Origin of the sequence: Pseudocitrobacter sp. 73, from assembly GCF_008369545.1 — a bacterium.
In the GTDB taxonomy this organism is placed as follows: domain Bacteria; phylum Pseudomonadota; class Gammaproteobacteria; order Enterobacterales; family Enterobacteriaceae; genus Pseudocitrobacter; species Pseudocitrobacter vendiensis.
Window position 1 is genome coordinate 134,870 of the sequence record NZ_VTZO01000013.1, and the last position, 24,642, is coordinate 159,511.

At 55.1% G+C, this 24,642-nt stretch carries 22 protein-coding genes; 15 read left to right on the forward strand and 7 right to left on the reverse strand.

What is annotated here, in order from left to right; genetic code table 11:
* The first annotated feature begins 8 nt into the window (after positions 1–8).
* Positions 9–470, forward strand: a complete 462-nt coding sequence (locus F0Q32_RS15025; protein ID WP_055322293.1) for a type II toxin-antitoxin system death-on-curing family toxin — start codon at positions 9–11, stop codon at positions 468–470.
* Between the two features lie 333 nt (positions 471–803).
* Complete coding sequence (locus tag F0Q32_RS15030; protein WP_015962459.1) at positions 804–1,421, forward strand: trimeric intracellular cation channel family protein; 618 nt, start codon at positions 804–806, stop codon at positions 1,419–1,421.
* A 2-nt stretch (positions 1,422–1,423) separates the two neighbouring features.
* On the opposite strand, the gene ligB is transcribed toward F0Q32_RS15030, so the two are convergent.
* Positions 1,424–3,094 (reverse strand): NAD-dependent DNA ligase LigB, encoded by a 1,671-nt coding sequence (gene ligB, locus F0Q32_RS15035; RefSeq protein WP_149463719.1) that lies wholly within the window; start codon positions 3,092–3,094, stop codon positions 1,424–1,426.
* Between the two features lie 255 nt (positions 3,095–3,349).
* Here ligB and gmk point away from each other — a divergent pair, with 255 nt between their 5' ends.
* The 7 genes from gmk to fpr all read left to right on the forward strand — a co-directional run bounded on the left by gmk (position 3,350) and on the right by fpr (position 11,130).
* Complete coding sequence (gmk, locus tag F0Q32_RS15040; RefSeq protein ID WP_015962457.1) at positions 3,350–3,973, forward strand: guanylate kinase; 624 nt, start codon at positions 3,350–3,352, stop codon at positions 3,971–3,973.
* Between the two features lie 53 nt (positions 3,974–4,026).
* Positions 4,027–4,302 carry a DNA-directed RNA polymerase subunit omega gene (gene rpoZ / locus F0Q32_RS15045; RefSeq protein WP_000135058.1) on the forward strand — a complete coding sequence of 92 codons (276 nt, stop codon included), beginning with the start codon at positions 4,027–4,029 and terminating at the stop codon, positions 4,300–4,302.
* A gap of 18 nt (positions 4,303–4,320) precedes the next feature.
* Positions 4,321–6,432: a bifunctional GTP diphosphokinase/guanosine-3',5'-bis pyrophosphate 3'-pyrophosphohydrolase gene (gene spoT / locus F0Q32_RS15050; RefSeq protein WP_149463720.1), complete on the forward strand. Its 2,112-nt coding sequence runs from the start codon at positions 4,321–4,323 to the stop codon at positions 6,430–6,432.
* Positions 6,433–6,436: 4 nt separating this feature from the next.
* Complete coding sequence (trmH, locus tag F0Q32_RS15055) at positions 6,437–7,126, forward strand: tRNA (guanosine(18)-2'-O)-methyltransferase TrmH (RefSeq protein WP_149463721.1); 690 nt, start codon at positions 6,437–6,439, stop codon at positions 7,124–7,126.
* 3 nt (positions 7,127–7,129) lie between these two features.
* A complete protein-coding gene (recG, locus tag F0Q32_RS15060) occupies positions 7,130–9,211 on the forward strand; it encodes an ATP-dependent DNA helicase RecG (protein WP_149463722.1) in 2,082 nt (693 codons plus the stop codon).
* A 67-nt stretch (positions 9,212–9,278) separates the two neighbouring features.
* Positions 9,279–10,289 (forward strand): class II fructose-bisphosphatase, encoded by a 1,011-nt coding sequence (glpX, locus tag F0Q32_RS15065; protein WP_149463723.1) that lies wholly within the window; start codon positions 9,279–9,281, stop codon positions 10,287–10,289.
* Between the two features lie 94 nt (positions 10,290–10,383).
* Positions 10,384–11,130 (forward strand): ferredoxin--NADP(+) reductase, encoded by a 747-nt coding sequence (gene fpr / locus F0Q32_RS15070; RefSeq protein WP_149463724.1) that lies wholly within the window; start codon positions 10,384–10,386, stop codon positions 11,128–11,130.
* On the opposite strand, the gene F0Q32_RS15075 is transcribed toward fpr, so the two are convergent.
* Positions 11,131–11,550 carry a DUF805 domain-containing protein gene (locus F0Q32_RS15075; RefSeq protein ID WP_149463725.1) on the reverse strand — a complete coding sequence of 140 codons (420 nt, stop codon included), beginning with the start codon at positions 11,548–11,550 and terminating at the stop codon, positions 11,131–11,133. It lies immediately after the preceding gene.
* A gap of 113 nt (positions 11,551–11,663) precedes the next feature.
* Here F0Q32_RS15075 and F0Q32_RS15080 point away from each other — a divergent pair, with 113 nt between their 5' ends.
* On the forward strand, positions 11,664–12,257 hold the full coding sequence (locus tag F0Q32_RS15080; protein ID WP_149463726.1) for a YiiQ family protein: 594 nt from the start codon (positions 11,664–11,666) through the stop codon (positions 12,255–12,257).
* Positions 12,258–12,369: 112 nt separating this feature from the next.
* Positions 12,370–13,137 carry a triose-phosphate isomerase gene (gene tpiA, locus F0Q32_RS15085; protein WP_149463727.1) on the forward strand — a complete coding sequence of 256 codons (768 nt, stop codon included), beginning with the start codon at positions 12,370–12,372 and terminating at the stop codon, positions 13,135–13,137.
* A gap of 105 nt (positions 13,138–13,242) precedes the next feature.
* On the opposite strand, the gene F0Q32_RS15090 is transcribed toward tpiA, so the two are convergent.
* The 4 genes from F0Q32_RS15090 to zapB all read right to left on the reverse strand — a co-directional run bounded on the left by F0Q32_RS15090 (position 13,243) and on the right by zapB (position 16,885).
* A complete protein-coding gene (locus F0Q32_RS15090; RefSeq protein WP_149463728.1) occupies positions 13,243–14,547 on the reverse strand; it encodes an SLC13 family permease in 1,305 nt (434 codons plus the stop codon).
* Positions 14,548–14,620: 73 nt separating this feature from the next.
* On the reverse strand, positions 14,621–15,370 hold the full coding sequence (locus tag F0Q32_RS15095) for a CDP-diacylglycerol diphosphatase (protein ID WP_149463729.1): 750 nt from the start codon (positions 15,368–15,370) through the stop codon (positions 14,621–14,623).
* 99 nt (positions 15,371–15,469) lie between these two features.
* Positions 15,470–16,459 (reverse strand): sulfate ABC transporter substrate-binding protein, encoded by a 990-nt coding sequence (locus F0Q32_RS15100; protein ID WP_149463730.1) that lies wholly within the window; start codon positions 16,457–16,459, stop codon positions 15,470–15,472.
* A 180-nt stretch (positions 16,460–16,639) separates the two neighbouring features.
* Positions 16,640–16,885 (reverse strand): septal ring assembly protein ZapB, encoded by a 246-nt coding sequence (gene zapB, locus F0Q32_RS15105; RefSeq protein ID WP_108476554.1) that lies wholly within the window; start codon positions 16,883–16,885, stop codon positions 16,640–16,642.
* A gap of 418 nt (positions 16,886–17,303) precedes the next feature.
* Between zapB and F0Q32_RS15110 the strand changes: the two genes are divergently transcribed.
* Both F0Q32_RS15110 and glpK read left to right on the forward strand, forming a co-directional pair.
* Positions 17,304–18,152, forward strand: coding sequence for an MIP/aquaporin family protein (locus tag F0Q32_RS15110; RefSeq protein WP_149463731.1), 849 nt, complete (start codon positions 17,304–17,306; stop codon positions 18,150–18,152).
* 21 nt (positions 18,153–18,173) lie between these two features.
* The gene (gene glpK, locus F0Q32_RS15115) at positions 18,174–19,682 is read left to right on the forward strand and encodes a glycerol kinase GlpK (protein WP_149463732.1); all 1,509 of its coding nucleotides are present in this window, start codon (positions 18,174–18,176) and stop codon (positions 19,680–19,682) included.
* Positions 19,683–19,781: 99 nt separating this feature from the next.
* Here glpK and gltS read toward each other — a convergent pair whose 3' ends face one another.
* On the reverse strand, positions 19,782–20,984 hold the full coding sequence (gene gltS / locus F0Q32_RS15120; protein ID WP_149463733.1) for a sodium/glutamate symporter: 1,203 nt from the start codon (positions 20,982–20,984) through the stop codon (positions 19,782–19,784).
* Between the two features lie 272 nt (positions 20,985–21,256).
* Between gltS and F0Q32_RS15125 the strand changes: the two genes are divergently transcribed.
* Entirely contained in the window at positions 21,257–22,648 is a 1,392-nt protein-coding gene (locus tag F0Q32_RS15125) for an NCS2 family protein (protein WP_149463734.1), read from the forward strand.
* 136 nt (positions 22,649–22,784) lie between these two features.
* The gene (locus F0Q32_RS15130; RefSeq protein ID WP_149463735.1) at positions 22,785–24,464 is read left to right on the forward strand and encodes an AsmA family protein; all 1,680 of its coding nucleotides are present in this window, start codon (positions 22,785–22,787) and stop codon (positions 24,462–24,464) included.
* The last annotated feature ends 178 nt before the right edge of the window (positions 24,465–24,642 follow it).

Genomic DNA, 24,642 nt, shown 5'->3' on the forward strand with positions numbered 1-24,642 from the left:
GGGTATCAATGGACGATATAACATTCAATTATTTTGACATTCATCACGCTATTCGAGTTCATGATTGGATCATTGATAAAACAGGCGGCTTACACGGAATCAGAGACCAAGGGGTACTTGAAAGTGCCCTTGAGCATATCCAAAACGATTGGTATTACCCCGAGTTCGTGGATAAGCTAAGTCACTTATTCTTTGCAATAAATAAATTTCACGCTTTTACTGACGGAAACAAAAGGTCAGGCATCGCCCTTTCAACATACTTTCTTGAGATAAATGGTTTCGGCCATTGTGTGCAGCTTTTTGTGCGCGAAATGGAAAACATCGCTGTTTGGGTGGCTGATGGGGCGATAGAAAAGGAATTGCTCAAAAACATCGTCCATGATCTGATCTTGTGCGAAGAACTACTTGAAACAACCAAGCTGAATATCGCCATAGCTGTAATGGAGTTTAACGCTCAAAGGCATGGTTAAAAAACAAACACATTGATTTCATGTGTACACAAGGGTGTACCTAATGAAAAAAATAATTACCAAAAAGCCAGTAACCAAGCAGCTTTAAGTCGCCTACTCAACAAACAGATTCAATATCGAGTAACAGTCTTTCAGTCGGCCCACTGAGAGGTGGGCCACTTTAGTTTTTCTAAGCCATTATTTCTTCATCGAAACAATTTACCCCTATCAAACCTCAGCCTTATCAAGCTCTGTCATTATTTTTTCTAAGCCAAAACCCTTCACCTTAGAAAATCTCAATCGTGACGTCGCGCACAAATCGCTACCCTTCCGCCATCGATTTCGGGGGCTCATATGTTACTGCACGTTCTTTACCTTATCGGCATTACCGCCGAAGCCATGACCGGCGCGCTGGCCGCCGGGCGTCGACGCATGGATACCTTTGGCGTCATTATTATCGCGACAGCCACCGCGCTGGGCGGCGGTTCAGTGCGCGATATCCTGTTAGGTCATTATCCACTGGGCTGGGTAAAGCACCCGGAATACGTGATTATCGTGGCGACAGCGGCAGTTTTGACTACCATTGTGGCCCCGGTAATGCCCTATTTGCGTAAACTGTTTCTGGTGCTGGATGCGCTCGGCCTGGTGGTGTTTTCTATTATCGGTGCACAAATCGCGCTGGATATGGGCGAAGGCCCGGTTATCGCGACCATTGCTGCTGTCGTCACCGGCGTATTTGGCGGCGTGCTGCGCGATATGTTCTGTAAACGCATTCCACTGGTATTCCAGAAAGAGCTTTATGCAGGCGTGTCGTTTTCCGCCGCCGTGCTCTATGTTGCGCTACAGCACTATGTCAGCAACCAGGATATCGTGGTGATCGCCACCCTGCTGTTTGGCTTCACGGCCCGCCTGCTGGCACTGCGTCTGAAGCTGGGTCTGCCAGTGTTTTATTACAAGCACAACGCGCACTGAGATTAAAACCCGGGGATTTTCTGGCTGGCGAGCCACTGCGCCAGCCGGGAAATGTCCGGATGATGCACCGCCTCCACCATCCGTTGCGCACGCTGGTTTCCCATCCCCGGCAGGCGTTGCCAGTCCTGAGCACTTCTCGACACCAAGGTCTCCCAGTGGTTATCCGCCAGCGCATCCAGCGCCGCTCTGCTCAGCGGTAAACCGAACGCCGTCACCCAACGCTTAAACGGCTGCTGGCGCACCAGGTTAAACTGATGCCACAACTGCGTCGCGCGAGATGGCGTGAACCCTGGCGTGCCACGTAGCTGCTCCGGTGTCAACGCAAGCCACGAGAAGAGATGCTCAAAAGGCTGTGCCTGATGCAGCGTCTGCCAACCCGCGCGGCCCAGGCCATCAATGTCAAAAACCGCCTTTGAACTCAGCCATTCCAGCCGCGCCATAAACTGTTCTTCGCAGCCGGGTGTGGCATAAAAGCAGGTGAGTGCATTGTATTTCTGCGCAGGCGGCGTGGGCTTGATGCGCTGCGTACTGCGCCAGACCACGCTATCAATGCGTGGGATCCCCTGCCCGGCCAGGCTGACCAACACCTGGTCACCCTCGGCAATATCCAGCGTTTGCCAGCGGGCGACTGAACCGATATTGACCCGCTGAACCTGTTTATCATCCAGCTTCACCGGAAAAAGCTGCGCGACGACGGCAATCTTTCCTGTGCGCCCCACCGTGAAGCTTACGGTTTTTACCTCAGCCACCTGTGCAGCCGGAACATATTTCCAGGCGGCAACCCAGCTCCCCTGCGTAGGCAGCCAGTGTTTTCCTTCGGGCTCATCGGCTGAGCGAATCACTATGCCATCGGTCACAAACGGCAGCGGCAAGGTAAACCAGCGGTCGCGCCAGCCCGCGATATCATCAACCCGTGTCACCGGTTGCGAGTAACGCTGCGCCAGCGAAAAACCGGCCTGGCTCAGCAAGGTTAGCCGCTCTTCCATAAGTTGCGGCCCATCCGGCCACGCCCAGATAAACACACCAAGGTTTGCCAGCGTTTTGCTTTCACCCTGCTGCATCAGAGCGCCGGCAACTTTAGCGCGGGCGTTCATGCCACCCATCTGCTTTTGAATATGGTCGCTGCGCTGCAGGAATATTTCCCCCTGCAACACGCTTTCCGCCAGCCTGCCCGTTACCGTTTTAGGAATTGCCGGAATGTGCCGCGCTTTCTCGGTCCAGTCTTCCCCTTTCAGGCCATCGCCACGACTGATGGCCTGTTGCAAGCGCCCCTGGTGATAAACCAGCGTCACCGCGACGCCATCCACCTTAGGCTGCACCCAGAGATGACGTTTGCCCGCCATCCACTGACTCACCGCACGCACATCTGCCAGCTTCTGTACGCCCGTATGGGCAACCGGATGCATGACGCCGGACTCCTGGCGCGGCGGCACACCCTCGCCGCCCTCGGCATAACCAAAGCAACGCTGCCACTGTGCCAGCCGCGCCGAGAGCTGATCGTAAACACCATCGTTGACTTCGCTCACGCCCTGCCGCCAGTATTCGTCATTCCAGCGTGCGATTTGCGTCGTAAGCTGCGTAATTTCCCGTTCCGCTCGTGCGGGAGCCCAGGCAGGGCAAGTTGCCTGAGCCCCCGTTACGCTCGCGATGAACAGCAGTAGTATCCTTTTCACTTTCGCCCCTCCATTTGCGCTGTAGCGGTGTTTTACCGCCCGGCGAAAAAGATTGCGAACGCCTGTTGCGAAATCCCCGAGGAGGCTTCCAGGGAAATTGATTTGTTGCAGCAACAGGTAAGGAAATCAGGAAACTGGCACGCAAAATGAAAGAAACCAGCGCAAAAAGTGTGACAAAGACTACGTCACGATGCGCCGACGTGTATAATAAGCCCGTATGTAGAACTTCATTGCTGGCAACATACACAAATACTCATGGCTCAAGGCACGCTTTATATTGTTTCTGCCCCCAGTGGCGCAGGTAAATCCAGCCTGATTCAGGCTTTATTGAAAACCCAACCGTTATACGACACTCAGGTTTCTGTTTCGCATACCACGCGCGCGCCGCGTCCGGGTGAAGTGCACGGTGAACATTATTACTTTGTGAATCATGACGAATTCAAAACCATGATTGGCAGAGACGCGTTTCTTGAACATGCGGAAGTGTTCGGTAATTACTACGGCACCTCGCGTGAAACCATTGAGCAAGTGCTGGCAACGGGCGTCGATGTTTTCCTTGATATCGACTGGCAGGGCGCGCAGCAAATTCGCACCAAAATGCCGCATGCGCGCAGTATTTTTATCCTGCCGCCGTCCAAAATTGAACTGGATCGCCGCCTGCGTGGCCGCGGTCAGGACAGCGAAGAGGTGATCACCAAACGAATGGCGCAGGCAGTTGCAGAAATGAGCCATTACGCGGAATATGATTACCTGATCGTGAACGACGATTTCGATACCGCTTTGGGCGATCTGAAAACGATTATCCGTGCTGAACGTCTGCGCATGAGCCGCCAAAAGCAGCGACATGACGCTTTAATCAGCAAACTATTGGCAGACTGAACCCACTTTCAGTATCATGCCCAGTCATTTCTTCACCTGTGGAGCATTAAAGTATGGCACGCGTAACTGTTCAGGACGCTGTAGAGAAAATTGGTAACCGTTTTGACCTGGTACTGGTCGCCGCGCGTCGCGCTCGTCAGATGCAGGTAGGCGGAAAGGATCCGCTGGTACCGGAAGAAAACGATAAAACCACAGTCATCGCACTGCGTGAAATCGAAGAAGGTCTGATCAACAACCAGATCCTCGACGTGCGCGAGCGCCAGGAACAGCAAGAGCAGGAAGCCGCTGAATTACAGGCCGTTACCGCTATTGCTGAAGGTCGTCGTTAATTACAGAGCGGGTCGCCCTTGTATCTGTTTGAAAGCCTGAATCAGCTGATTCAAAACTACCTGCCGGAAGATCAAATCAAACGTCTGCGGCAGGCGTACCTCGTTGCACGTGACGCTCACGAGGGCCAGACACGTTCAAGCGGTGAACCCTATATCACGCACCCGGTAGCGGTTGCCTGCATTCTGGCCGAGATGAAACTCGACTATGAAACGCTAATGGCGGCGCTGCTGCATGACGTGATTGAAGATACCCCTGCCACCTACCAGGATATGGAACAGCTTTTTGGTAAAAGCGTCGCCGAACTGGTAGAGGGGGTATCAAAGCTTGATAAACTCAAGTTCCGCGATAAGAAAGAGGCGCAGGCCGAAAACTTTCGCAAGATGATTATGGCGATGGTGCAGGATATCCGCGTCATTCTCATCAAACTTGCTGACCGTACCCACAATATGCGCACGCTGGGCTCACTTCGCCCGGACAAACGTCGCCGCATCGCCCGTGAAACACTCGAAATTTACAGCCCGCTGGCACACCGTTTAGGTATCCACCACATTAAAACCGAACTCGAAGAGCTGGGTTTTGAAGCGCTGTATCCCAACCGTTACCGCGTCATTAAAGAAGTGGTGAAAGCCGCGCGTGGCAACCGTAAAGAGATGATCCAAAAAATCCTCTCAGAAATCGAAGGGCGTTTGCAGGAAGCGGGAATACCGTGCCGCGTCAGTGGTCGCGAGAAGCATCTTTATTCGATCTACTGCAAAATGGTGCTCAAAGAGCAGCGTTTTCACTCAATCATGGACATCTACGCCTTCCGCGTGATCGTCAATGATTCCGACACCTGTTATCGCGTGCTCGGCCAGATGCACAGCCTGTATAAGCCGCGTCCGGGTCGCGTGAAAGACTACATCGCCATTCCAAAAGCGAACGGCTATCAATCTTTGCACACCTCGATGATCGGCCCGCACGGCGTGCCGGTTGAAGTCCAGATCCGTACCGAAGATATGGATCAAATGGCGGAGATGGGTGTTGCCGCGCACTGGGCTTATAAAGAGCACGGCGAAACCAGCACGACTGCACAAATCCGCGCCCAGCGCTGGATGCAAAGCCTGCTGGAGCTACAACAGAGTGCCGGTAGTTCGTTTGAATTTATCGAGAGCGTTAAATCCGATCTCTTCCCGGATGAGATTTACGTTTTCACACCGGAAGGGCGCATTGTCGAGCTGCCTGCCGGTGCAACGCCCGTCGACTTCGCTTATGCGGTGCATACCGATATCGGTCATGCCTGCGTGGGCGCACGCGTCGACCGCCAGCCTTACCCGCTGTCGCAGCCGCTTACCAGCGGTCAAACCGTTGAAATCATTACCGCACCGGGTGCTCGCCCGAACGCCGCGTGGCTGAACTTTGTCGTCAGCTCGAAAGCGCGCGCCAAAATTCGTCAGTTGCTGAAAAATCTCAAGCGTGATGATTCAGTAAGCCTGGGCCGTCGTCTGCTCAACCATGCGTTGGGTGGTAGCCGTAAGCTCGCGGAAATCCCGCCAGAGCATATCCAGCGTGAACTTGAGCGTATGAAACTCACCTCGCTTGACGATCTGCTGGCTGAAATCGGCCTCGGCAACGCGATGAGCGTGGTGGTGGCGAAAAACCTGCAACAGGGCGAAGCCACACCTTCCGCACCGGGTGCCTCCGGCCATGCGCATCTGCCTATCAAAGGCGCAGATGGCGTGCTGATCACCTTCGCAAAATGCTGCCGCCCGATCCCCGGCGACCCGATTATTGCTCACGTCAGCCCAGGCAAAGGCCTGGTTATCCACCATGAATCCTGCCGTAACATCCGTGGCTATCAGAAAGAGCCTGAGAAGTTTATGGCGGTTGAGTGGGATAAAGAGACTGAGCAGGAATTTATCACCGAGATTAAGGTTGATATGTTCAATCATCAGGGGGCGCTGGCCAACCTCACGGCGGCAATCAATACAGCGACGTCCAACATTCAGAGCCTGAATACTGAAGAGAAAGATGGCCGTGTTTACAGCGCCTTTATTCGCCTGACGGCGCGCGACCGCGTGCATCTGGCGAATATCATGCGCAAAATCCGCGTAATGCCGGACGTCATTAAAGTCACACGTAACCGAAACTAGTTTTATGAATCCTAAACGTTATGCGCGTATCCGCGAGATGCTCGCCAGGCGACAGCCTGACCTGACCGTCTGCATGGAGCAGGTCCACAAACCTCATAACGTTTCGGCGATTGTGCGCACCGCTGACGCCGTGGGCGTACACGAGGTTCACGCCGTCTGGCCGGGCAGCCGCATGCGTACCATGGCTTCAACGGCAGCAGGCAGCAACAGCTGGGTTTCGGTTAAAACGCATCCGACGATTGGCGAGGCAGTTTCGCACCTGAAAGGGCGCGGTATGCAAGTGCTGGCGACCAATCTCTCTGATAAAGCCGTAGATTTTCGCGAAATCGATTATACCCGCCCGACCTGTATTTTAATGGGGCAGGAGAAAACCGGTATCACTCAGGAAGCGTTAGCACTCGCAGACCAGGACATCATTATTCCGATGATCGGCATGGTGCAGTCACTCAACGTCTCCGTAGCCTCCGCGCTGATCCTCTATGAAGCACAGCGCCAGCGGCAGAACGCCGGTATGTATCAGCGTGAAAACAGTATGCTGCCGGACGACGAACAACAGCGCCTGCTGTTTGAAGGCGGTTATCCGGTGCTGGCAAACGTCGCGAAACGCAAAGGCCTTCCCTATCCGCACGTCAACGATCGCGGCGAGATTGAAGCCGACGCGACCTGGTGGGCCACCATGCAGGCCACGAGGTAATCCATGCAAAGTCGCCTGTTAGATGCTGTTCCGCTCAGTTCGCTAACGGGTGTTGGCGCAGCGCAAAGTCAGAAGCTCGCCAAAATTGGCCTGCACACGGTGCAGGACTTACTGCTTCACCTGCCGTTGCGCTACGAAGACCGTACTCACCTCTATCCCATTGGCGAACTACTGCCCGGTATCTATGCCACGGTAGAAGGCGAAGTTCTCAATTCAAACATTACGTTCGGCGGACGGCGAATGATGACCTGTCAGATTAGCGACGGCACGGGCATCCTCACCATGCGCTTTTTCAACTTCAACGCGGCGATGAAAAACAGCCTTGCGGCCGGACGTCGCGTGCTGGCCTACGGCGAAGCGAAGCGCGGCAAATTTGGCGCGGAGATGATCCATCCGGAATATCGCGTGCAGGGCGATTTGAGCACGCCGGAATTGCAGGAAACGCTCACGCCTGTTTATCCGACCACCGAAGGCATCAAGCAGGCGACGCTTCGCAAGCTGACCGATCAGGCGCTGGATCTCCTCGATACTTGCGCCATTGCTGAGCTACTGCCGCCAGAGCTGGCTTCCGGCATGATGAGCCTGCCGGAAGCGCTGCGCACCCTGCACCGCCCGCCGCCATCATTGCAGCTCAGCGACCTGGAAACCGGCAAGCATCCGGCCCAGCGGCGCTTAATTCTGGAAGAGTTACTCGCCCATAACCTGAGCATGCTGGCGCTCCGCGCCGGGGCTCAGCGCTATCATGCCCTGCCGCTCAATGAACTGGGCGAACTGAAAAATCAGTTCCTCAATTCACTGCCGTTTAAACCTACCGGGGCGCAAACCCGCGTGGTGGCTGAAATTGAACGCGATATGGCGCTCGACGTGCCGATGATGCGTCTGGTACAGGGCGATGTGGGCTCCGGTAAAACGCTTGTCGCCGCACTGGCAGCACTAAGAGCGATTGCCCACGGCAAGCAGGTAGCGCTGATGGCGCCAACCGAACTGCTTGCCGAGCAGCACGCCAATAACTTCCGCAACTGGTTTGAGCCGCTTGGTATCGAAGTGGGCTGGCTCGCCGGGAAGCAAAAAGGGAAAGCGCGTCAGGCGCAGCAGGAAGCCATCGCCAGCGGCCAGGTGCAGATGATTGTCGGCACCCACGCCATTTTCCAGGAACAGGTGCAGTTTAACGGCCTCGCGCTGGTGATTATCGATGAACAACACCGCTTTGGCGTCCACCAGCGTCTGGCGCTGTGGGAGAAGGGCCAGCAGCAGGGCTTCCATCCGCATCAGCTGATTATGACCGCGACACCCATTCCGCGAACCCTGGCAATGACTGCCTATGCCGATCTCGATACCTCGGTGATTGACGAACTGCCGCCGGGCCGAACGCCGGTCACCACCGTCGCGATCCCGGACACGCGTCGCAGCGACATCATCAATCGCGTGCGTCACGCTTGTACCGAAGAGGGGCGTCAGGCGTATTGGGTTTGTACGCTGATTGAAGAGTCAGAGCTGCTGGAAGCGCAGGCGGCAGAAGCTACGTGGGAAGAGTTAAAGCTGGCGCTGCCGGAACTCAACGTCGGCCTCGTTCACGGGCGTATGAAACCTGCCGAAAAGCAGGCGGTAATGCAATCCTTCAAGCAGGGTGAGCTGCATCTGCTGATTGCCACCACGGTGATTGAAGTAGGTGTCGATGTGCCCAACGCCAGCCTGATGATTATCGAAAACCCGGAGCGTCTGGGCCTTGCGCAACTCCACCAGCTGCGTGGCCGCGTGGGTCGTGGCGCGGTGGCCTCGCACTGTGTGCTGCTCTACAAATCGCCGCTGTCGAAAACCGCGCAAATGCGCCTGCAGGTGCTGCGCGACAGTAACGACGGCTTTGTGATTGCGCAAAAAGATCTCGAAATTCGCGGCCCTGGCGAGCTGCTTGGTACACGTCAGACGGGCAACGCTGAGTTCAAAGTCGCGGACTTACTGCGCGATCAGGCGATGATCCCCGAAGTTCAGCGCATCGCCCGCCACGTTCATGAACGATATCCGCAGCAGGCCACCGCGCTGATTGAGCGCTGGATGCCGGAAACCGAACGTTATTCCAACGCGTAGTGCAGCCTTCAGCCCTCTCGGTGCTGTGCTAAACTTCGCGCAATTTTTCTTCTGAAACGAGTTTGCTATGAGACGAGAACTGGCTATCGAATTTTCGCGCGTCACGGAAGCGGCGGCGCTGGCAGGTTACAAATGGTTGGGCCGGGGCGATAAAAATGTCGCTGACGGCGCGGCGGTAAATGCGATGCGCATCATGCTCAACAAGGTCAACATTGATGGCACCATCGTGATTGGCGAAGGCGAAATTGATGAAGCGCCAATGCTCTACATTGGCGAAAGCGTCGGGACCGGAAAAGGCGATGCGGTAGATATTGCCGTCGATCCGATTGAAGGTACCCGCATGACTGCGATGGGCCAGGCGAATGCGCTGGCGGTGCTGGCGGTGGGCGATAAAGGCTGCTTCCTGAACGCGCCGGATATGTACATGGAGAAGCTGATTGTCGGGCCGGGCGCGAAAGGTGTTATCGACCTCAACAAGCCGCTGGAAGAAAACCTGCGTAATATCGCAAGCGCACTGAATAAACCGTTTGAAGAGCTGACGGTCACTATTCTGGCGAAACCGCGCCACGATGCGGTGATAGCCGGGTTGCAGAAACTGGGCGTGCGCGTGTTCGCCATTCCTGATGGTGATGTCGCGGCGTCCATTCTGACCTGCATGCCGGACAGCGAAGTTGATGTGCTTTACGGTATCGGCGGCGCGCCGGAAGGCGTGGTCTCGGCGGCAGTGATCCGCGCGCTGGATGGCGATATGCATGGCCGTCTGCTGGCGCGTCATCACGTGAAAGGCGACAGCGAAGAGAACCGCCGCATTGGCGAAGACGAACTGCGCCGTTGTCATGAGATGGGTATCGAAGCCGGGAAAGTGCTGACGCTGGATGATATGGCGCGTAGCGACAACGTTATCTTCTCCGCAACCGGGATCACCAAAGGCGACCTGCTGGACGGCATCAGCCGCAAAGGCAATATCGCCACCACCGAGACGCTGCTGATTCGCGGTAAATCGCGCACTATTCGCCGCATTCAGTCGATTCATTATCTCGATCGCAAAGACCCTGAGATCCAGAATCACATCCTGTAAATCATTTGTTCAATTGAGCTTTCCAGCCCCACAGGGCTGGAAATCTTCTCCTGACACAGCGAAGATAGGATAACAACGCGCAGAGGAGACGATCATGGCCGATTGGGTAACAGGTAAAGTCACAAAGGTGCATTTCTGGACCGATGCACTGTTTAGCCTCACCGTTCACGCCCCCGTTAATCCTTTCACCGCCGGGCAGTTTGCCAAGCTGGGTCTGGATGTTGACGGCGAGCGCGTGCAGCGCGCGTACTCCTACGTTAACGCACCCAGCAATCCCGATCTTGAGTTCTATCTGGTCACCGTACCAGAGGGAAAACTGAGCCCGCGCCTTGCCGCGCTGAAGCCGGGTGATGATGTACAAATTGTCAGCGAAGCCGCGGGCTTCTTTGTGCTGGATGAAGTGCCTGACTGCGAAACCCTGTGGATGCTGGCGACCGGCACGGCAATTGGCCCGTATCTGTCGATTCTGCAGGAAGGGAAAGATTTAGCGCGCTTTAAGAATATCGTACTGGTTCACGCCGCGCGCTTTGCTGCCGACTTAAGCTACCTGCCGTTGATGCAGGAACTGGAGAAACGCTACGAAGGGAAGTTGCGCATTAAAACCGTCGTCAGCCGCGAAACGGTAGCGGATTCCCTGACCGGACGCGTACCCGCACTGATCGAAAGCGGTGCACTGGAAGAGGCCGTTGGCCTGCCTATGAACGCCGAAACCAGCCACGTGATGCTGTGTGGTAACCCGCAGATGGTGCGAGATACCCAGCAATTACTGAAAGATACCCGCCAGATGACCAAACATCTGCGCCGCCGCCCAGGCCATATGACGGCGGAGCATTACTGGTAATCAGCGGTATTTCACGTCCTGCGTGTCTTTACCGTACTTGTTTTCCCCCTGGGTGCCGACAAACGCGCCCAGGTCAATCAGCATCATCACGATAATCAGCGTCGGAATGAATCGCCCCACGCCCCACTGCCAGACACCCGGCAGCATCACCCAGTTACCGGCCAGCAGCATCCACGCCAGCACCATCAGCAAGGCCCAGATGCCTGATTTACCGCGATCGTGCAGACGTTTCACCGTGACCGCCGCCGTAGGCCACAGCAGGCAAACCAGGATAAACGCTGCGGTCTGAATGCTGAGCATCTCACCGCCGGCCAGCGTAAACAGTATTACCATCGCCAGCAGCCAGATACCCATCCAGATCCAGAAGTCGCGGCGACCAATGCGGCCCTTAATTGAAAACAACCATTGCTGTAAGGTCATGTCTGATTCCTTATTCTCATCATGCGGCGTAGTGTACCCTGAAACGCTCTCTTTTTGACAAGCGAGGCCGTTCCCGTTTTAATCGTCTGCTGGAGAATATGAGGACGACAAACATGAAGAAGTGGATCGCTGTGTGTCTTGCAGGCGTCATCGCCCTGAGCGCTGGCCGCTTCGCGTTTGCCGTTGAGTCTCCGGATACCACCGCGCCCTATTTGCTTTCCGGCGCGCCCACGTTCGATCTCTCCATCAGTCAGTTTCGCGAGCGGTTTAATATTGATAATCCGTCACTGCCCCTCAGCGAGTTTCGCTCAATTTCATCCAGCCGCGACAAGCTGAATCTGACGCGCGCAGCGAGCAAAATTAACGAGAATCTGTATGCGTCCACCGCGCTCGAACGCGGAACACTGAAAATCAAGTCGATGCAGATAACCTGGCTGCCGATCCCCGGCCCTGAGCAAAAAGCGGCGAAAGCCAAAGCACTGGAGTACATGACCGCAGTGCTGCGTCTGTTCACCCCCACGCTCACCAAAGCGCAGAGCCAGCAGAAACTGCAAAAACTGCTGGCACAGGGCAAAGGAAAGCACTACTTCACCACCAGCGAGGGCGCAATTCGTTATGTTGTCGCCGATAATGGCGAAAAAGGGCTGACCTTCGCTGTTGAACCGATTAAGCTGGCGCTATCTGAAAATCTTGAAGGAGGCGAATAAATGATAAAAAGCAAAGCCTTCAGCATGAACACTCTCTATACTGATTCACAGACCATGCTGCCCTTACGGGCGGCCATATTCCTTAATTCGCTAACAAGCGTGGAGAATTAAAATGCGACATCCTTTAGTGATGGGTAACTGGAAACTGAACGGCAGCCGCCACATGGTGAACGAGCTGGTTGCTAACCTGCGTAAAGAGCTGGCTGGCGTTGCAGGCTGTGACGTCGCGATCGCGCCGCCGGAAATGTACATCGACATGGCGAAACACGCCGCAGCCGGTAGCCACATTGCTCTGGGCGCGCAGAACGTTGATCTGAACCTGTCTGGCGCATTCACCGGTGAAACCTCCGCAGAAATGCTGAAAGATGTCGGTGCGCAGTACATCATTATCGGTCACTCTGAGCGTCGTACTTACCACAAAGAGTCTGACGAACTGATCGCGAAAAAATTCGCTGTGCTGAAAGAGCAGGGTCTGACTCCGGTTCTGTGCATCGGTGAAACCGAAGCGGAAAACGAAGCTGGCAAAACTGAAGAAGTTTGCGCACGTCAGATCGACGCTGTCCTGAAAACCCAGGGCGCGGCGGCATTCGAAGGCGTGGTTATCGCTTACGAACCAGTGTGGGCAATCGGTACTGGCAAATCTGCGACCCCGGCTCAGGCTCAGGCGGTTCACAAATTCATCCGTGACCACATTGCTAAAGCTGACGCGAAAATCGCTGAACAGGTTATCATCCAGTACGGCGGTTCCGTAAACGCGGGCAACGCAGCAGAGCTGTTCACTCAGCCGGACATCGACGGCGCGCTGGTTGGCGGCGCATCCCTGAAAGCAGACGCTTTCGCGGTGATCGTTAAAGCAGCAGAAGCGGCTAAACAGGCTTAATGTTGTAATCCCCTCACCCTAACCCTCTCCCGCAGGGAGAGGGAACCGCACGGTGCGGTTTTCACCCTCTCCCCTGGGGAGAGGGCAGGGTGAGGGGGCAAAAACTCACAACTTTCCCAACACCTGATACCAAAGATAATCCAGCGGCAACAGCAGCAGATAACTTGCCGCCGCCAGCGCAAGGCACAGCATCATCCCCGCCCTTGCAGGCACTTTCCCTAACGCCATCGCCACCACAATCGGCGACGCCTGATACGGCAGAAGCGGCGTGGAATAGCCTAATACCTGAATCATAATCACGCTCAACAGCGGGAAGTTTGTCGCCTCAGCAAAACTTTGCGCAAAGGTGGTGTAGAGCGCAGGCACGCCGTTGGCGGTCATAATGAAGTTGAGCGCGGTCGTGATCCCGGTCAGCGCAACAAAGCTGGTGAACGGGCGTTCCGGGTCGAGCGGCATCACGCGCAGCAGCGCTTCGCCTACCGCATCGCCAATCCCCGTCTGGGTAACGGTAATAGCCAGCCCCAGAATCCCGGCGACGTAAATACAGGTGCGAATGTTCACACCCGCCGAGAACTCCTCGCCGCTGATAAACCCAACACGCGGTAGCAGCGTGACACATGCCGCCGCCAGCCCCGTCCACGCCGGGCCGATGCCGTGCCAGCTTTCCGTCACCCACAGGGTTAACACTATTGCCAGCAACCAGGCCAGGCGCTTCTCTGCCGCGCTCATAGGCGGCGCCGCCTGTACCGATTTCGGCGGCTGCGGTTTGCCGGGGAAGAGCCAGCAAATCAGCCCGATAAGCAGCGCGCCTTTCAACCAGCCGAGCACCGGTGTATGCAGCAACAGATAGGGCAGATAGTTCAGATGAATACCCCACGCCCCCTCCGCCGCACCGCTCATCACCAGGTTGGGTACGTTGGCGGGCAGGATGGTAGCGGAAAGCTGGAACGTGCCGAATCCCACCGCCAGCGCCAGCCCGTACCATGGTCGCGTGCCCTCTTTAATGCCCGCACGAGACGCCATCGCCGCGACAATCGGCATCAGTAGCGCGATTCGCCCCATGTTTGAGGGCATCACAAACGCCAGCGCATAACTCAGCAAGACCACGCTCGCCACCATGCGCAGCCACGAATCAGTCAGCCTTGCCGACAGCGCCCTCGCCGCCCGGTCGGCAAGCCCCGTTTTGCGAATCGCTACGCCGAGCACAAACCCGCTAAACACCAGCCAGAAGGCCGATGAAGCAAAGCCGCCGAAAATGACCTCCGGCGGAGCGATTTTCGCCGCCATCGCAACGGTGAAGAATAAAAGCGCGGTGATAAATTCAGGCAACAGCGAAGTCGCCCAGAGGATGATGGTGATGCCAACAACCAGTGATGGAAGGAACAGAGGATGGGAAAACCAGAGCGACATACCTGACTCCTGTCGTTTTTTTCAGCAAGAATACGACGGCAGACAAGTCAGGTAAACGCCAGAACGGGTAGGGTTACTTCAGAATATCACATTGATGATCCTGAATTTCCTCAGCCGACGCGCGGTTCAGCGCCAGTAAATTACGCTGCGTTGCCAGCAGGACAAAGCTTTCATCGCTTAAGCGAACCATCGCCAGCGCGTAGCTTCCCATATGGTCGCGCGCGTCAGGTACCTCTTCCGCCAGCATCATAAACGGGCTGCTTTTCACCATTTCACTTTCAGTGACACGGCGCGCCAGATACTCATTCCCCCTCAAACCACCCGGCAGCGGCAACCAGCGGGTGCTGATTTTTGCCATATTCGTATCCAGTTGATGGCGCACGTCTGTGCGCAGGCAGGAGATGTGAATGTGGAAGTGATTTTGCGTACGCCCAGTGCGTGAATTGATCGCCAGCGACACGGCGCTATCCGGGATCTCTTTGCCATATTTCTGGCTCATAAAGCTGCGCGCCTGCCAGGCCAGCCAGAAGAAATTCGGCGTATAAGGCTCCAGCAGCATCGGGCTTTCAGTACCGTTGATACGAAAAGTGGGCATCAGAAGATATTGCAGCGGGCCGTTACGGTCCTTGAAAACCACGTATCCGGCATCCGGTTTCACATCGGCGCATGGCGCGGGATTCTGGTGTTGCAGTTGATTTGGAAGGCACTGTTCGAAGACGATGGTGCGCAGCGCGTTCGGGTTTCCGGCCCACTTCCAGTAGCCTACGCCCGCCGCGAGAGCCATGACGATAATCGCCAGAATAAGATAGCCAGCTTTTTTCATTGTGCGTTCCCTGTAATTCGATGACTGGCAAGGGTACCGCATAATCATGACAAATAAAAAAGCCCGGTAACATTACCGGGCTACGTGGTTCATGCGTGATTAACGTTTGCTGATTTGATCGAACGTACCGCCGTTAGAGAAGTGCGTCTGCTGCGCTTTCGCCCAACCGCCAAACTCTTCATCGATAGTGAACAGTTTCAGTTTCGGGAACGCGCTTTCGTACTTCTTCGCCACTTCCGGGTCACGTGGGCGATAGAAGTTCTTCGCCGCAATCTCCTGGCCTTCTGGCGAGTAGAGATATTTCAGATAAGCTTCCGCAACGGCCTGAGTGCCTTTCTTATCAACCACTTTGTCGACCACTGAAACGGTCGGCTCCGCTAGAATCGACTCGCTTGGGGTAACGATTTCGAATTTGTCTTTATCCAGTTCATGCGTCGCCAGCAGCGCTTCGTTCTCCCAGGCAATCAGCACATCGCCAATGCCGCGTTCAACGAAAGTATTGGTTGCGCCACGCGCGCCGGAATCGAGCACTTCAACGTTATTAAACAGTGATTTAACGAATTCCTGCGCTTTAGCCTGGTCACCATTGTTATGGTGTAGTGCGTATCCCCATGCGGCAAGGTAGTTCCAGCGAGCGCCGCCGGAGCTTTTCGGGTTAGGCGTGATAACAGACACACCCGGTTTTACCAGGTCGTTCCAGTCATGAATCTGTTTTGGGTTGCCTTTACGCACCAGGAAAACGATGGTCGACGTGTACGGCGCGGAGTTATCCGGCAGACGTTTAATCCAGTTTTTATCAATGCGCCCGCGCTCGGCAATCGCATCAACGTCATAGGCCAGCGCCAGCGTCACCACATCGGCCTCAATACCGTTTATCACCGACGTCGCTTGTTTACCGGAGCCGCCATGCGACTGACGAATCACCACGTTATCACCCGTCTCTTTTTTCCAGTGCGCGCTGAAAGCTTTATTGTACTGATCGTACAGCTCGCGCGTCGGATCGTAAGAAACGTTAAGTAATTGAATATCCTTAGCCAGTACGCTGGTGGAAGCCAGCAAAAGCGTTAAACCCACGCCCCACTTGTTCATCGCCCGCTCTCTTATGTTGTGTCGTTGATGAGGCTAGCGTGCCAGAAAGCAAATCGAACATTAAAGAATAAAAACAGATTGATTATGTGATTTTGAAATATACAGCGGGGAAATAATGCGGAGAGAAGTCGCTGCCTTCCTGGCATAACGCCCGATGAAGGCAGCAAACTTACTGGAAGATTAGACTTCTTCCATACGGCCCAGCAGCGCTTGCAGACGATCCTGCCAGCCGTTCTGCTGTTCTTTCAGCTGGTTGTTTTCGCGTTCCAGCTCTTCACGGCTGTGCTGTGCAGACTGAACGTCCTGCGCCAGCGCGTTGTTCTTCTCTTTCAGTTCTTCGATTTCCATCTGCAACAGGGTGATGGTATCAATCGCCTGCTGAACTTTTGCTTCCAGTTTCTCAAATACTTCTAATGACATCGTCATACCTCTCCTGATCTTGCAAGGCGTTGATATCGTCCCGGGAACCCGGCGACGCCTTAACGAAAATAAGCGCACTTCTGACCTTCGATTGTATGGAGCCCCGCTCCCCCTGTCCAGCGCCAGGGCACGTAGATTGCGGTTTGCAACAATTTTCAGTCTAGACCTGGAGCTTTCGGCGCATTTACCCCTTATTTGTTAACACGGAAGGTTCATGAAATGATTCAGCTCTCTTTTTTTAGTTCCGTAAAGACACACAATGTGGCGCGAAATCGCTCATTTTATGACGCAGTACACACATTTCGATTTCGATATTTCTCGTTTATGTTCGTTAACGATAAATTAACACTATGCCTACATGGCAGCGTGGGTGTCTTCGACCACCACGACACTATAACTAGCAAACTGTCTTCAGGAACCGATTATGAGCCAAACTTCAACCCTAAAAGGCCAGTGCATTGCAGAGTTTCTTGGTACCGGGCTGTTGATCTTTTTCGGCGTGGGATGTGTTGCGGCATTAAAAGTCGCAGGGGCCAGCTTTGGCCAGTGGGAAATCAGCATCATCTGGGGTCTGGGCGTGGCGATGGCCATCTACCTGACCGCAGGGGTTTCCGGCGCACATCTTAACCCGGCTGTCACCGTTGCGCTGTGGCTGTTCGCCTGTTTCGATCGCCGTAAAGTGGTCCCTTTCATTCTTTCTCAGTTTGCCGGCGCGTTTTGCGCAGCGGCGTTGGTTTACGGGCTTTACTACAATCTTTTCTACGACTACGAATTAACCCATCATATGGTGCGTGGTAGCGTAGAAAGTCTTGATCTTGCTGGAATATTCTCCACTTACCCGAACCCACATATCAATTTTGTGCAGGCCTTCGCGGTAGAAATGGTGATAACCGCTATTCTGATGGGCGTGATCATGGCGCTGGGCGACGATGGCAACGGCATTCCACGCGGGCCACTGGCACCGCTGCTGATTGGCCTGCTAATCGCGGTTATCGGCGCATCGATGGGGCCGCTGACTGGCTTTGCGATGAACCCAGCGCGTGATATTGGACCAAAAACCTTCGCCTGGCTGGCAGGCTGGGGCGACGTCGCCTTCACCGGTGGCAAAGACATTCCTTATTTCGTGGTGCCGATGTTCGCACCCGTGGTGGGCGCGGCGCTGGGTGCATTCAGCTATCGCAAACTGATTGGCCGCCATTTGCCGTGTGATACCTGTGTGGTTGAAGAGAAAGAAACCACCTCCGGTAGCGCTCAACACAATGCTTCGCTGTAATCTGACTATGGAACACGCATTATGACTGACAAAAAATATATCGTTGCGCTCGACCAGGGCACCACCAGTTCCCGCGCCGTGGTGATGGATCACGATGCCAATATCATCAGTGTTTCACAGCGCGAGTTTGAACAAATTTATCCTAAGCCAGGCTGGGTTGAGCACGATCCGATGGAAATCTGGGCGACCCAGAGCTCCACGCTGGTTGAAGTGCTGGCAAAAGCCGATATCAATTCCGATCAGATTGCCGCGATTGGTATTACCAACCAGCGCGAAACGACCGTCGTGTGGGAGCGCGAAACCGGGAAACCGATTTATAACGCGATTGTCTGGCAGTGCCGCCGTACCGCTGATATTTGTGAGCAGCTGAAACGCGACGGCATGGAAGAGTACGTGCGCAGCGCGACGGGTCTGGTGGTAGACCCGTACTTCTCCGGCACCAAAGTGAAATGGATCCTGGACCACGTTGAAGGCTCCCGCGAACGCGCGAAGCGCGGCGAACTGCTGTTCGGTACCGTCGATACCTGGCTTATCTGGAAAATGACCCAGGGACGCGTGCACGTCACCGACTACACTAACGCCTCACGTACCATGCTGTTCAACATCAACGAGCTGGACTGGGATGACAAAATGCTCGATGCGCTCGACATCCCGCGCGCCATGCTGCCCGAAGTGCGCAAATCTTCTGAGGTGTATGGCCAGACCAACATCGGCGGGAAAGGCGGCACGCGTATTCCGATCGCCGGGATCGCAGGCGATCAGCAGGCTGCGCTGTTTGGCCAGCTGTGTGTGAAGGAAGGGATGGCGAAAAATACCTACGGGACCGGCTGCTTTATGCTAATGAACACCGGCGAAAAAGCGGTGAAATCTGAGCATGGCCTGCTGACCACCATTGCCTGCGGCCCACGCGGCGAAGTGAACTATGCGCTGGAAGGCGCGGTGTTTATGGCTGGCGCCTCTATTCAGTGGCTGCGCGATGAGATGAAACTCATCAGCGATGCATTCGACTCTGAGTATTTTGCTACCAAAGTGAAAGATACCAACGGGGTGTATGTGGTTCCGGCGTTTACCGGCCTCGGCGCGCCCTACTGGGACCCGTATGCGCGCGGCGCGATTTTCGGCCTGACGCGCGGCGTCAACTCGAACCACATTATTCGCGCCACGCTGGAATCCATCGCTTATCAAACTCGCGACGTGCTGGAAGCGATGCAGGCTGACTCCGGCATTCGTCTGCACGCCCTGCGCGTGGATGGCGGCGCCGTTGCCAATAACTTCCTGATGCAGTTCCAGTCAGACATTCTGGGTACCCGCGTAGAGCGCCCGGAAGTCCGTGAAGTGACCGCGTTAGGTGCTGCGTATCTTGCAGGCCTGGCGGTAGGCTTCTGGCAGAATCTGGATGAATTGCAGGAGAAAGCGGTGATTGAACGTGAATTTCGTCCGGGGATCGAAACAACCGAACGTAATTATCGTTACAGCGGCTGGAAAAAAGCGGTGAAACGCGCGCTGGCGTGGGAAGATCACGGAGAGTAAAAAACGTTGGCGGGGGCGCTTCGCTTGCCCGCCCTACATCGATCGCAATTCTTTGTAGGGCGGGCAAGCGAAGCGCCCCCGCCACATTCCTCACACTGATTAGCCAAACATCGGTAACATCAAATAGAGCTTAATCACCAGCGCATTAACGATATCGAGGAAGAACGCGCCCACCATCGGCACCACCAGAAACGCCGTATGCGATGGACCGAAACGCTCGGTAATCGCCTGCATATTCGCAATCGCCGTAGGGGTCGCACCAAGGCCAAACCCGCAGTGGCCCGCCGCCAGCACCGCCGCATCGTAGTTTTTGCCCATCATTCGGTACGTGACGAAAATGGCGTACAACGCCATAGAGATAGCCTGCACACCCAGAATTGCCAGCATCGGTAAGGCTAAAGACGCCAGTTCCCAAAGCTTAAGACTCATTAACGCCATTGCCAGGAATAACGACAGACATACGTTGCCGAGAATGGATACTGCCCTGTCAAATACGCGATAAAAACCGATTAACGCCAGGCCATTGCTAAGAAGTACGCCAATAAACAGTACGCAGACAAAGGTCGGCAATTCAAACATTGTGCCCAACAGAAGTTGCGCAACCGCCTTCCCTACCGTTAAGCAGATAGCAATAAGAGCAATCGATTCGATTAACACCAAAGAAGTGATGACACGCCCAACATCCGGTTTTTCAAACGCCGTCGGCACTTCCTGATCGTCCGGCGTACCGTCCGGTGAGGAGGAGTGTTTGACCAGATAACGCGCTACTGGTCCGCCAATCAGGCCGCCCAGCACCAGGCCAAACGTTGCGCAGGCCATTGCAACTTCCGTTGCGCTGGTAAAACCGTAGCGTTCGGTAAAGAGTTTGCCCCACGCCGCCCCGGTGCCGTGGCCGCCAGAGAGGGTAATCGAACCTGCCAGCAGGCCCATTAATGGGTCCAGCCCCAGCATTTTTGCCATGCCAATGCCAATGGCGTTCTGCACCAGCAACAACCCCACGACGACAATCAGAAAGGTACCTAATACTTTGCCGCCCGCGCGCAGACTGGCGAGGTTGGCGTTCAAACCAATCGTGGCGAAGAAGGCCAGCATCAGCGGGTCTTTCAGACTCATATCGAAGTCAATTTCCCAACCCATGCTTTTTTTCAGCACCAACAATGCCAGCGCCACCAGCAGCCCACCGGCGACCGGTTCGGGAATGGTATATTTTTTAAAGAAGGGAACAGAGTGAACCAGTTTGCGCCCCAACAGCAGCACCATTGTCGCCGCGACCAGCGTAGATAACGTATCGAGATGAAACATATTTAAAGCTCCTTACCAGACGCATGATTCATTCATACGCGACGTATTTCCTGTGTCGTTGAGATCTCATCGTAAGATCAGGGAACAGATTGTAATCAATAAATGCGCAAAAATAACAGTAAAAGCGTAATCACTGTGACAAACCATTTATATGCTTAATAATTGATAAAAATTAAAGTCCGGGAAATTTTTAACGCCATCACAAAGCAACCGTTTGCTTTTGCTCGCCAGTCCGATAAAATCGCCACTTTTCCACCATGAGATTGCCTCTGATGTCCGCCAACACCCTTGAGTCAGACAATGCGCAACCGGTTGCGCATACTCAAAACAGCGAATTGATTTACCGCTTAGAAGACCGTCCGCCGCTGCCACAAACGCTTTTTGCCGCCCTGCAACACCTGCTGGCTATGTTTGTCGCCGTGATCACCCCAGCCCTGCTGATTTGTCAGGCACTGGGTCTGCCGGCGGCCGATACTCAGCACATTATCAGCATGTCGCTGTTCGCATCCGGTGTGGCGTCCATTATCCAGATTAAAGCCTGGGGCCCGGTGGGTTCCGGATTGCTGTCGATTCAGGGCACCAGCTTCAACTTTGTGGCACCGCTGATTATGGGCGGCACCGCGCTGAAAACCGGTGGTGCCGATGTGCCGACGATGATGGCGGCGCTGTTTGGCACGCTGATGCTGGCGAGTTGTACAGAGATGGTCCTGTCGCGCGTGTTGCACCTGGCGCGGCGCATTATCACCCCGCTGGTTTCCGGTGTGGTGGTGATGATAATCGGGTTGTCGTTGATTCAGGTTGGCCTGACATCTATTGGCGGTGGTTATGCGGCAATGAGCAACAACACCTTCGGCGCGCCGAAAAATCTGCTGCTGGCGGGGATCGTGCTGGTCCTGATTATCCTGCTTAACCGCCAGCGCAACCCGTACCTGCGCATTGCATCGTTGGTGATCGCCATGGCGGCGGGATATCTGATGGCCTGGTTCCTCGGTATGCTGCCGGAAAACACCGCGCCAACCAACACCGACCTGCTGATGATCCCAACCCCGCTGTACTATGGTCTGGGCATCGACTGGAACCTGCTGCTGCCGCTGATGCTGGTGTTTATGATCACCTCACTGGAAACGATTGGTGATATTACGGCAACATCTGACGTCTCTGAACAACCGGTTTCCGGCCCGGTTTACATGAAACGTTTGAAAGGCGGCGTGCTGGCCAACGGCCTGAACTCGTTTGTCTCTGCGGTATTCAACACCTTCCCGAACTCCTGCTTCGGCCAGAACAACGGTGTAATTCAGCTCACCGGCGTTGCCAGCCGTTACGTTGGTTTTGTGGTGGCATTGATGCTGATCGTCCTTGGTCTGTTCCCGGCGGTAAGTGGTTTTGTACAACACATCCCTGAGCCGGTTCTGGGTGGCGCAACGCTGGTGATGTTCGGCACCATCGCCGCGTCCGGCGTGCGTATTGTCTCCCGGGAACCGCTGAACCGCCGCGCAATCCTGATTATCGCCCTTTCACTGGCTATCGGCCTCGGTGTTTCCCAGCAGCCGCAGATCCTCCAGTTCGCGCCGGACTGGCTGAAAAACCTGCTCTCATCCGGTATCGCTGCTGGCGGTATCACCGCGATTGTTCTGAATCTGGTCTTCCCGCCAGAGAAAGAGTAATCCGCCTTGCCGGATGGCGGCGACGTCATCCGGCATCATCCCCGCACGCTGACACCGAATTTCACCCTTCTCGCCTTGAGCATTGCGCATAATTCGTGCATAACTGCCTTATGTGCCCTTCTCAGGATGGAAGATCATGAAATTTATTGGAAAGCTGATTCTCTGGCTCCTCGTCGCACTGCTGCTGGTTATTCTCGCCTTCTACTTCCTGCTGCAAACCCGCTGGGGGGCGCGCGAAGTCAGTCAGTGGCTAACGGAAAACACCGATTATCAGGTGACGTTCGATGCGATGGATCACCGTTTCTCATCACCTTCCCATATCTTGTTCAGGAATGTGACCTTCGGGCGCGATGGTAAACCCGCGACGCTGGTCGCTAAAGCTGTCGACATCGGCCTGAGCACCCGCCAGGTGACCGACCCGCTGCACGTTGACACTATCCTGCTGCAAGACGGTACGTTAAATCTCTCGCCGTCTAACGCGCCGCTTCCCTTTGCCGCCGATCGGCTGCAGCTCAGCAATATGGCTTTCAACAGCCCGGAAACCGGCTGGGAATTGAGTGCGCAACGGGTTAACGGCAGCATTGCGCCATGGACCCCGCAAGCAGGTAACGTGCTGGGGAAGAAAACGCATTTGCAGGTGAATGCCGGTTCCCTGACGCTCAATGGCGTACCCACCAGCAACGCGGTGATTGAAGGGGATATTGATAACGGTATTGTGACGCTCACCAGACTTGGCGCGGAGGTCGCGCGCGGCTCGCTGGCCGGAAATGCCCGCCGCAACGCCGACGGAAGTTGGGTGGTGGATAATCTGCGCCTGAACGATATACGTCTGCAAAGCGACAAAACGTTGATCGATTTCTTCGCCCCACTCAGCACCGTTCCGTCGCTGCAAATTGGCCGCCTTGAGGTCGTGGATGCCCGTTTACAGGGCCCGGACTGGGCGGTAACCGATCTCGATATGAATGTGCGCAACCTGACCCTAACACAGGGCGGATGGCAAAGTACGGACGGCAAAATCACTCTGAACGCCAGTGAGTTTATCTACGGCTCGTTACATCTGCTGGACCCCATTTTCAACGGCGAGCTCTCAGACCAGGGCATCGCCCTGCGCCAGTTTACTACCCGTTGGGAAGGCAGCACGGTTAGAACGTCCGGTTTCTGGTTGCGCAACGGACAGGCGCTGACGCTGGATGATGCGTCGATTGTGGGCCTTGAATACACGTTACCCAATAACTGGAAACAGTTGTGGATGGACGCGTTGCCGGAGTGGCTCAACAGCGTCACCCTGAAGAAATTTACCGCCAGCCGCAATCTGGTTATCGATATCGACCCGGCTTTCCCGTGGCAGATCACTGCGCTGGAAGGCAGCGCCACCAATCTGCAACTGGTGAAGAATCGCCTGTGGGGCGTATGGGGCGGAAATGCGCAACTCAATGCGGCGGCGGCGACGTTTAATCGCGTAGACGTTAATCGACCGAGCCTCGCGCTGTCAGCAAACGCCTCGACGGTCAATATCAGCGAACTTGCGGCGTACACAGAGAAAGGCATGCTCAAAGCCACCGCCACGGTATCTCAGTTGCCGCAACGGCAGGTGAACGTCAGCCTCGACGCACGCGGCGTGCCGCTGAACACGTTGCAGGCCTGGGGATGGCCTGCGCTCCCCATCAGTGGCGACGGTAACCTTCAGCTCACCGCCACTGGCTCGGTGCAGGCTGACACGCCGCTCAAGCCAACGGTAAATGGGCAACTGAGCGCGGTGAATATGGCGAAGGAGCAGGTGACACAGACCCTGCGCAATGGTGAGATAGCCCAATAAAATTCCGCCCCGAACGCTATTGTTCGGGGCGTTTCCATTCTGAAACCTGTGTGCATTTTGTGATGCTTTGTACCTATTTCCTGCAACAGGTTTCACACAATTAATAAGACTGATATAACTATTTCGCTGGAAGTTATTTTTATAATAAAAACTCACCTTCTAATTAGTGAATAGAACT

Bases quoted from the DNA above. Each gene is read 5' to 3' on its own strand.
- trmH (WP_149463721.1), top strand. From the start codon at position 6,437: ATGAATCCTAAACGTTATGCGCGTATCCGCGAGATGCTCGCCAGGCGA.
- F0Q32_RS15080 (WP_149463726.1), top strand. From the start codon at position 11,664: ATGAAGAAGTGGATCGCTGTGTGTCTTGCAGGCGTCATCGCCCTGAGC.
- rpoZ (WP_000135058.1), top strand. From the start codon at position 4,027: ATGGCACGCGTAACTGTTCAGGACGCTGTAGAGAAAATTGGTAACCGT.
- F0Q32_RS15090 (WP_149463728.1), bottom strand. From the start codon at position 14,547: ATGTCGCTCTGGTTTTCCCATCCTCTGTTCCTTCCATCACTGGTTGTT.
- recG (WP_149463722.1), top strand. From the start codon at position 7,130: ATGCAAAGTCGCCTGTTAGATGCTGTTCCGCTCAGTTCGCTAACGGGT.
- glpK (WP_149463732.1), top strand. From the start codon at position 18,174: ATGACTGACAAAAAATATATCGTTGCGCTCGACCAGGGCACCACCAGT.
- gmk (WP_015962457.1), top strand. From the start codon at position 3,350: ATGGCTCAAGGCACGCTTTATATTGTTTCTGCCCCCAGTGGCGCAGGT.
- gltS (WP_149463733.1), bottom strand. From the start codon at position 20,984: ATGTTTCATCTCGATACGTTATCTACGCTGGTCGCGGCGACAATGGTG.
- fpr (WP_149463724.1), top strand. From the start codon at position 10,384: ATGGCCGATTGGGTAACAGGTAAAGTCACAAAGGTGCATTTCTGGACC.
- F0Q32_RS15130 (WP_149463735.1), top strand. From the start codon at position 22,785: ATGAAATTTATTGGAAAGCTGATTCTCTGGCTCCTCGTCGCACTGCTG.
- F0Q32_RS15125 (WP_149463734.1), top strand. From the start codon at position 21,257: ATGTCCGCCAACACCCTTGAGTCAGACAATGCGCAACCGGTTGCGCAT.
- F0Q32_RS15030 (WP_015962459.1), top strand. From the start codon at position 804: ATGTTACTGCACGTTCTTTACCTTATCGGCATTACCGCCGAAGCCATG.
- F0Q32_RS15100 (WP_149463730.1), bottom strand. From the start codon at position 16,459: ATGAACAAGTGGGGCGTGGGTTTAACGCTTTTGCTGGCTTCCACCAGC.
- tpiA (WP_149463727.1), top strand. From the start codon at position 12,370: ATGCGACATCCTTTAGTGATGGGTAACTGGAAACTGAACGGCAGCCGC.
- F0Q32_RS15025 (WP_055322293.1), top strand. From the start codon at position 9: ATGGACGATATAACATTCAATTATTTTGACATTCATCACGCTATTCGA.
- glpX (WP_149463723.1), top strand. From the start codon at position 9,279: ATGAGACGAGAACTGGCTATCGAATTTTCGCGCGTCACGGAAGCGGCG.
- F0Q32_RS15095 (WP_149463729.1), bottom strand. From the start codon at position 15,370: ATGAAAAAAGCTGGCTATCTTATTCTGGCGATTATCGTCATGGCTCTC.
- zapB (WP_108476554.1), bottom strand. From the start codon at position 16,885: ATGACGATGTCATTAGAAGTATTTGAGAAACTGGAAGCAAAAGTTCAG.
- F0Q32_RS15110 (WP_149463731.1), top strand. From the start codon at position 17,304: ATGAGCCAAACTTCAACCCTAAAAGGCCAGTGCATTGCAGAGTTTCTT.
- F0Q32_RS15075 (WP_149463725.1), bottom strand. From the start codon at position 11,550: ATGACCTTACAGCAATGGTTGTTTTCAATTAAGGGCCGCATTGGTCGC.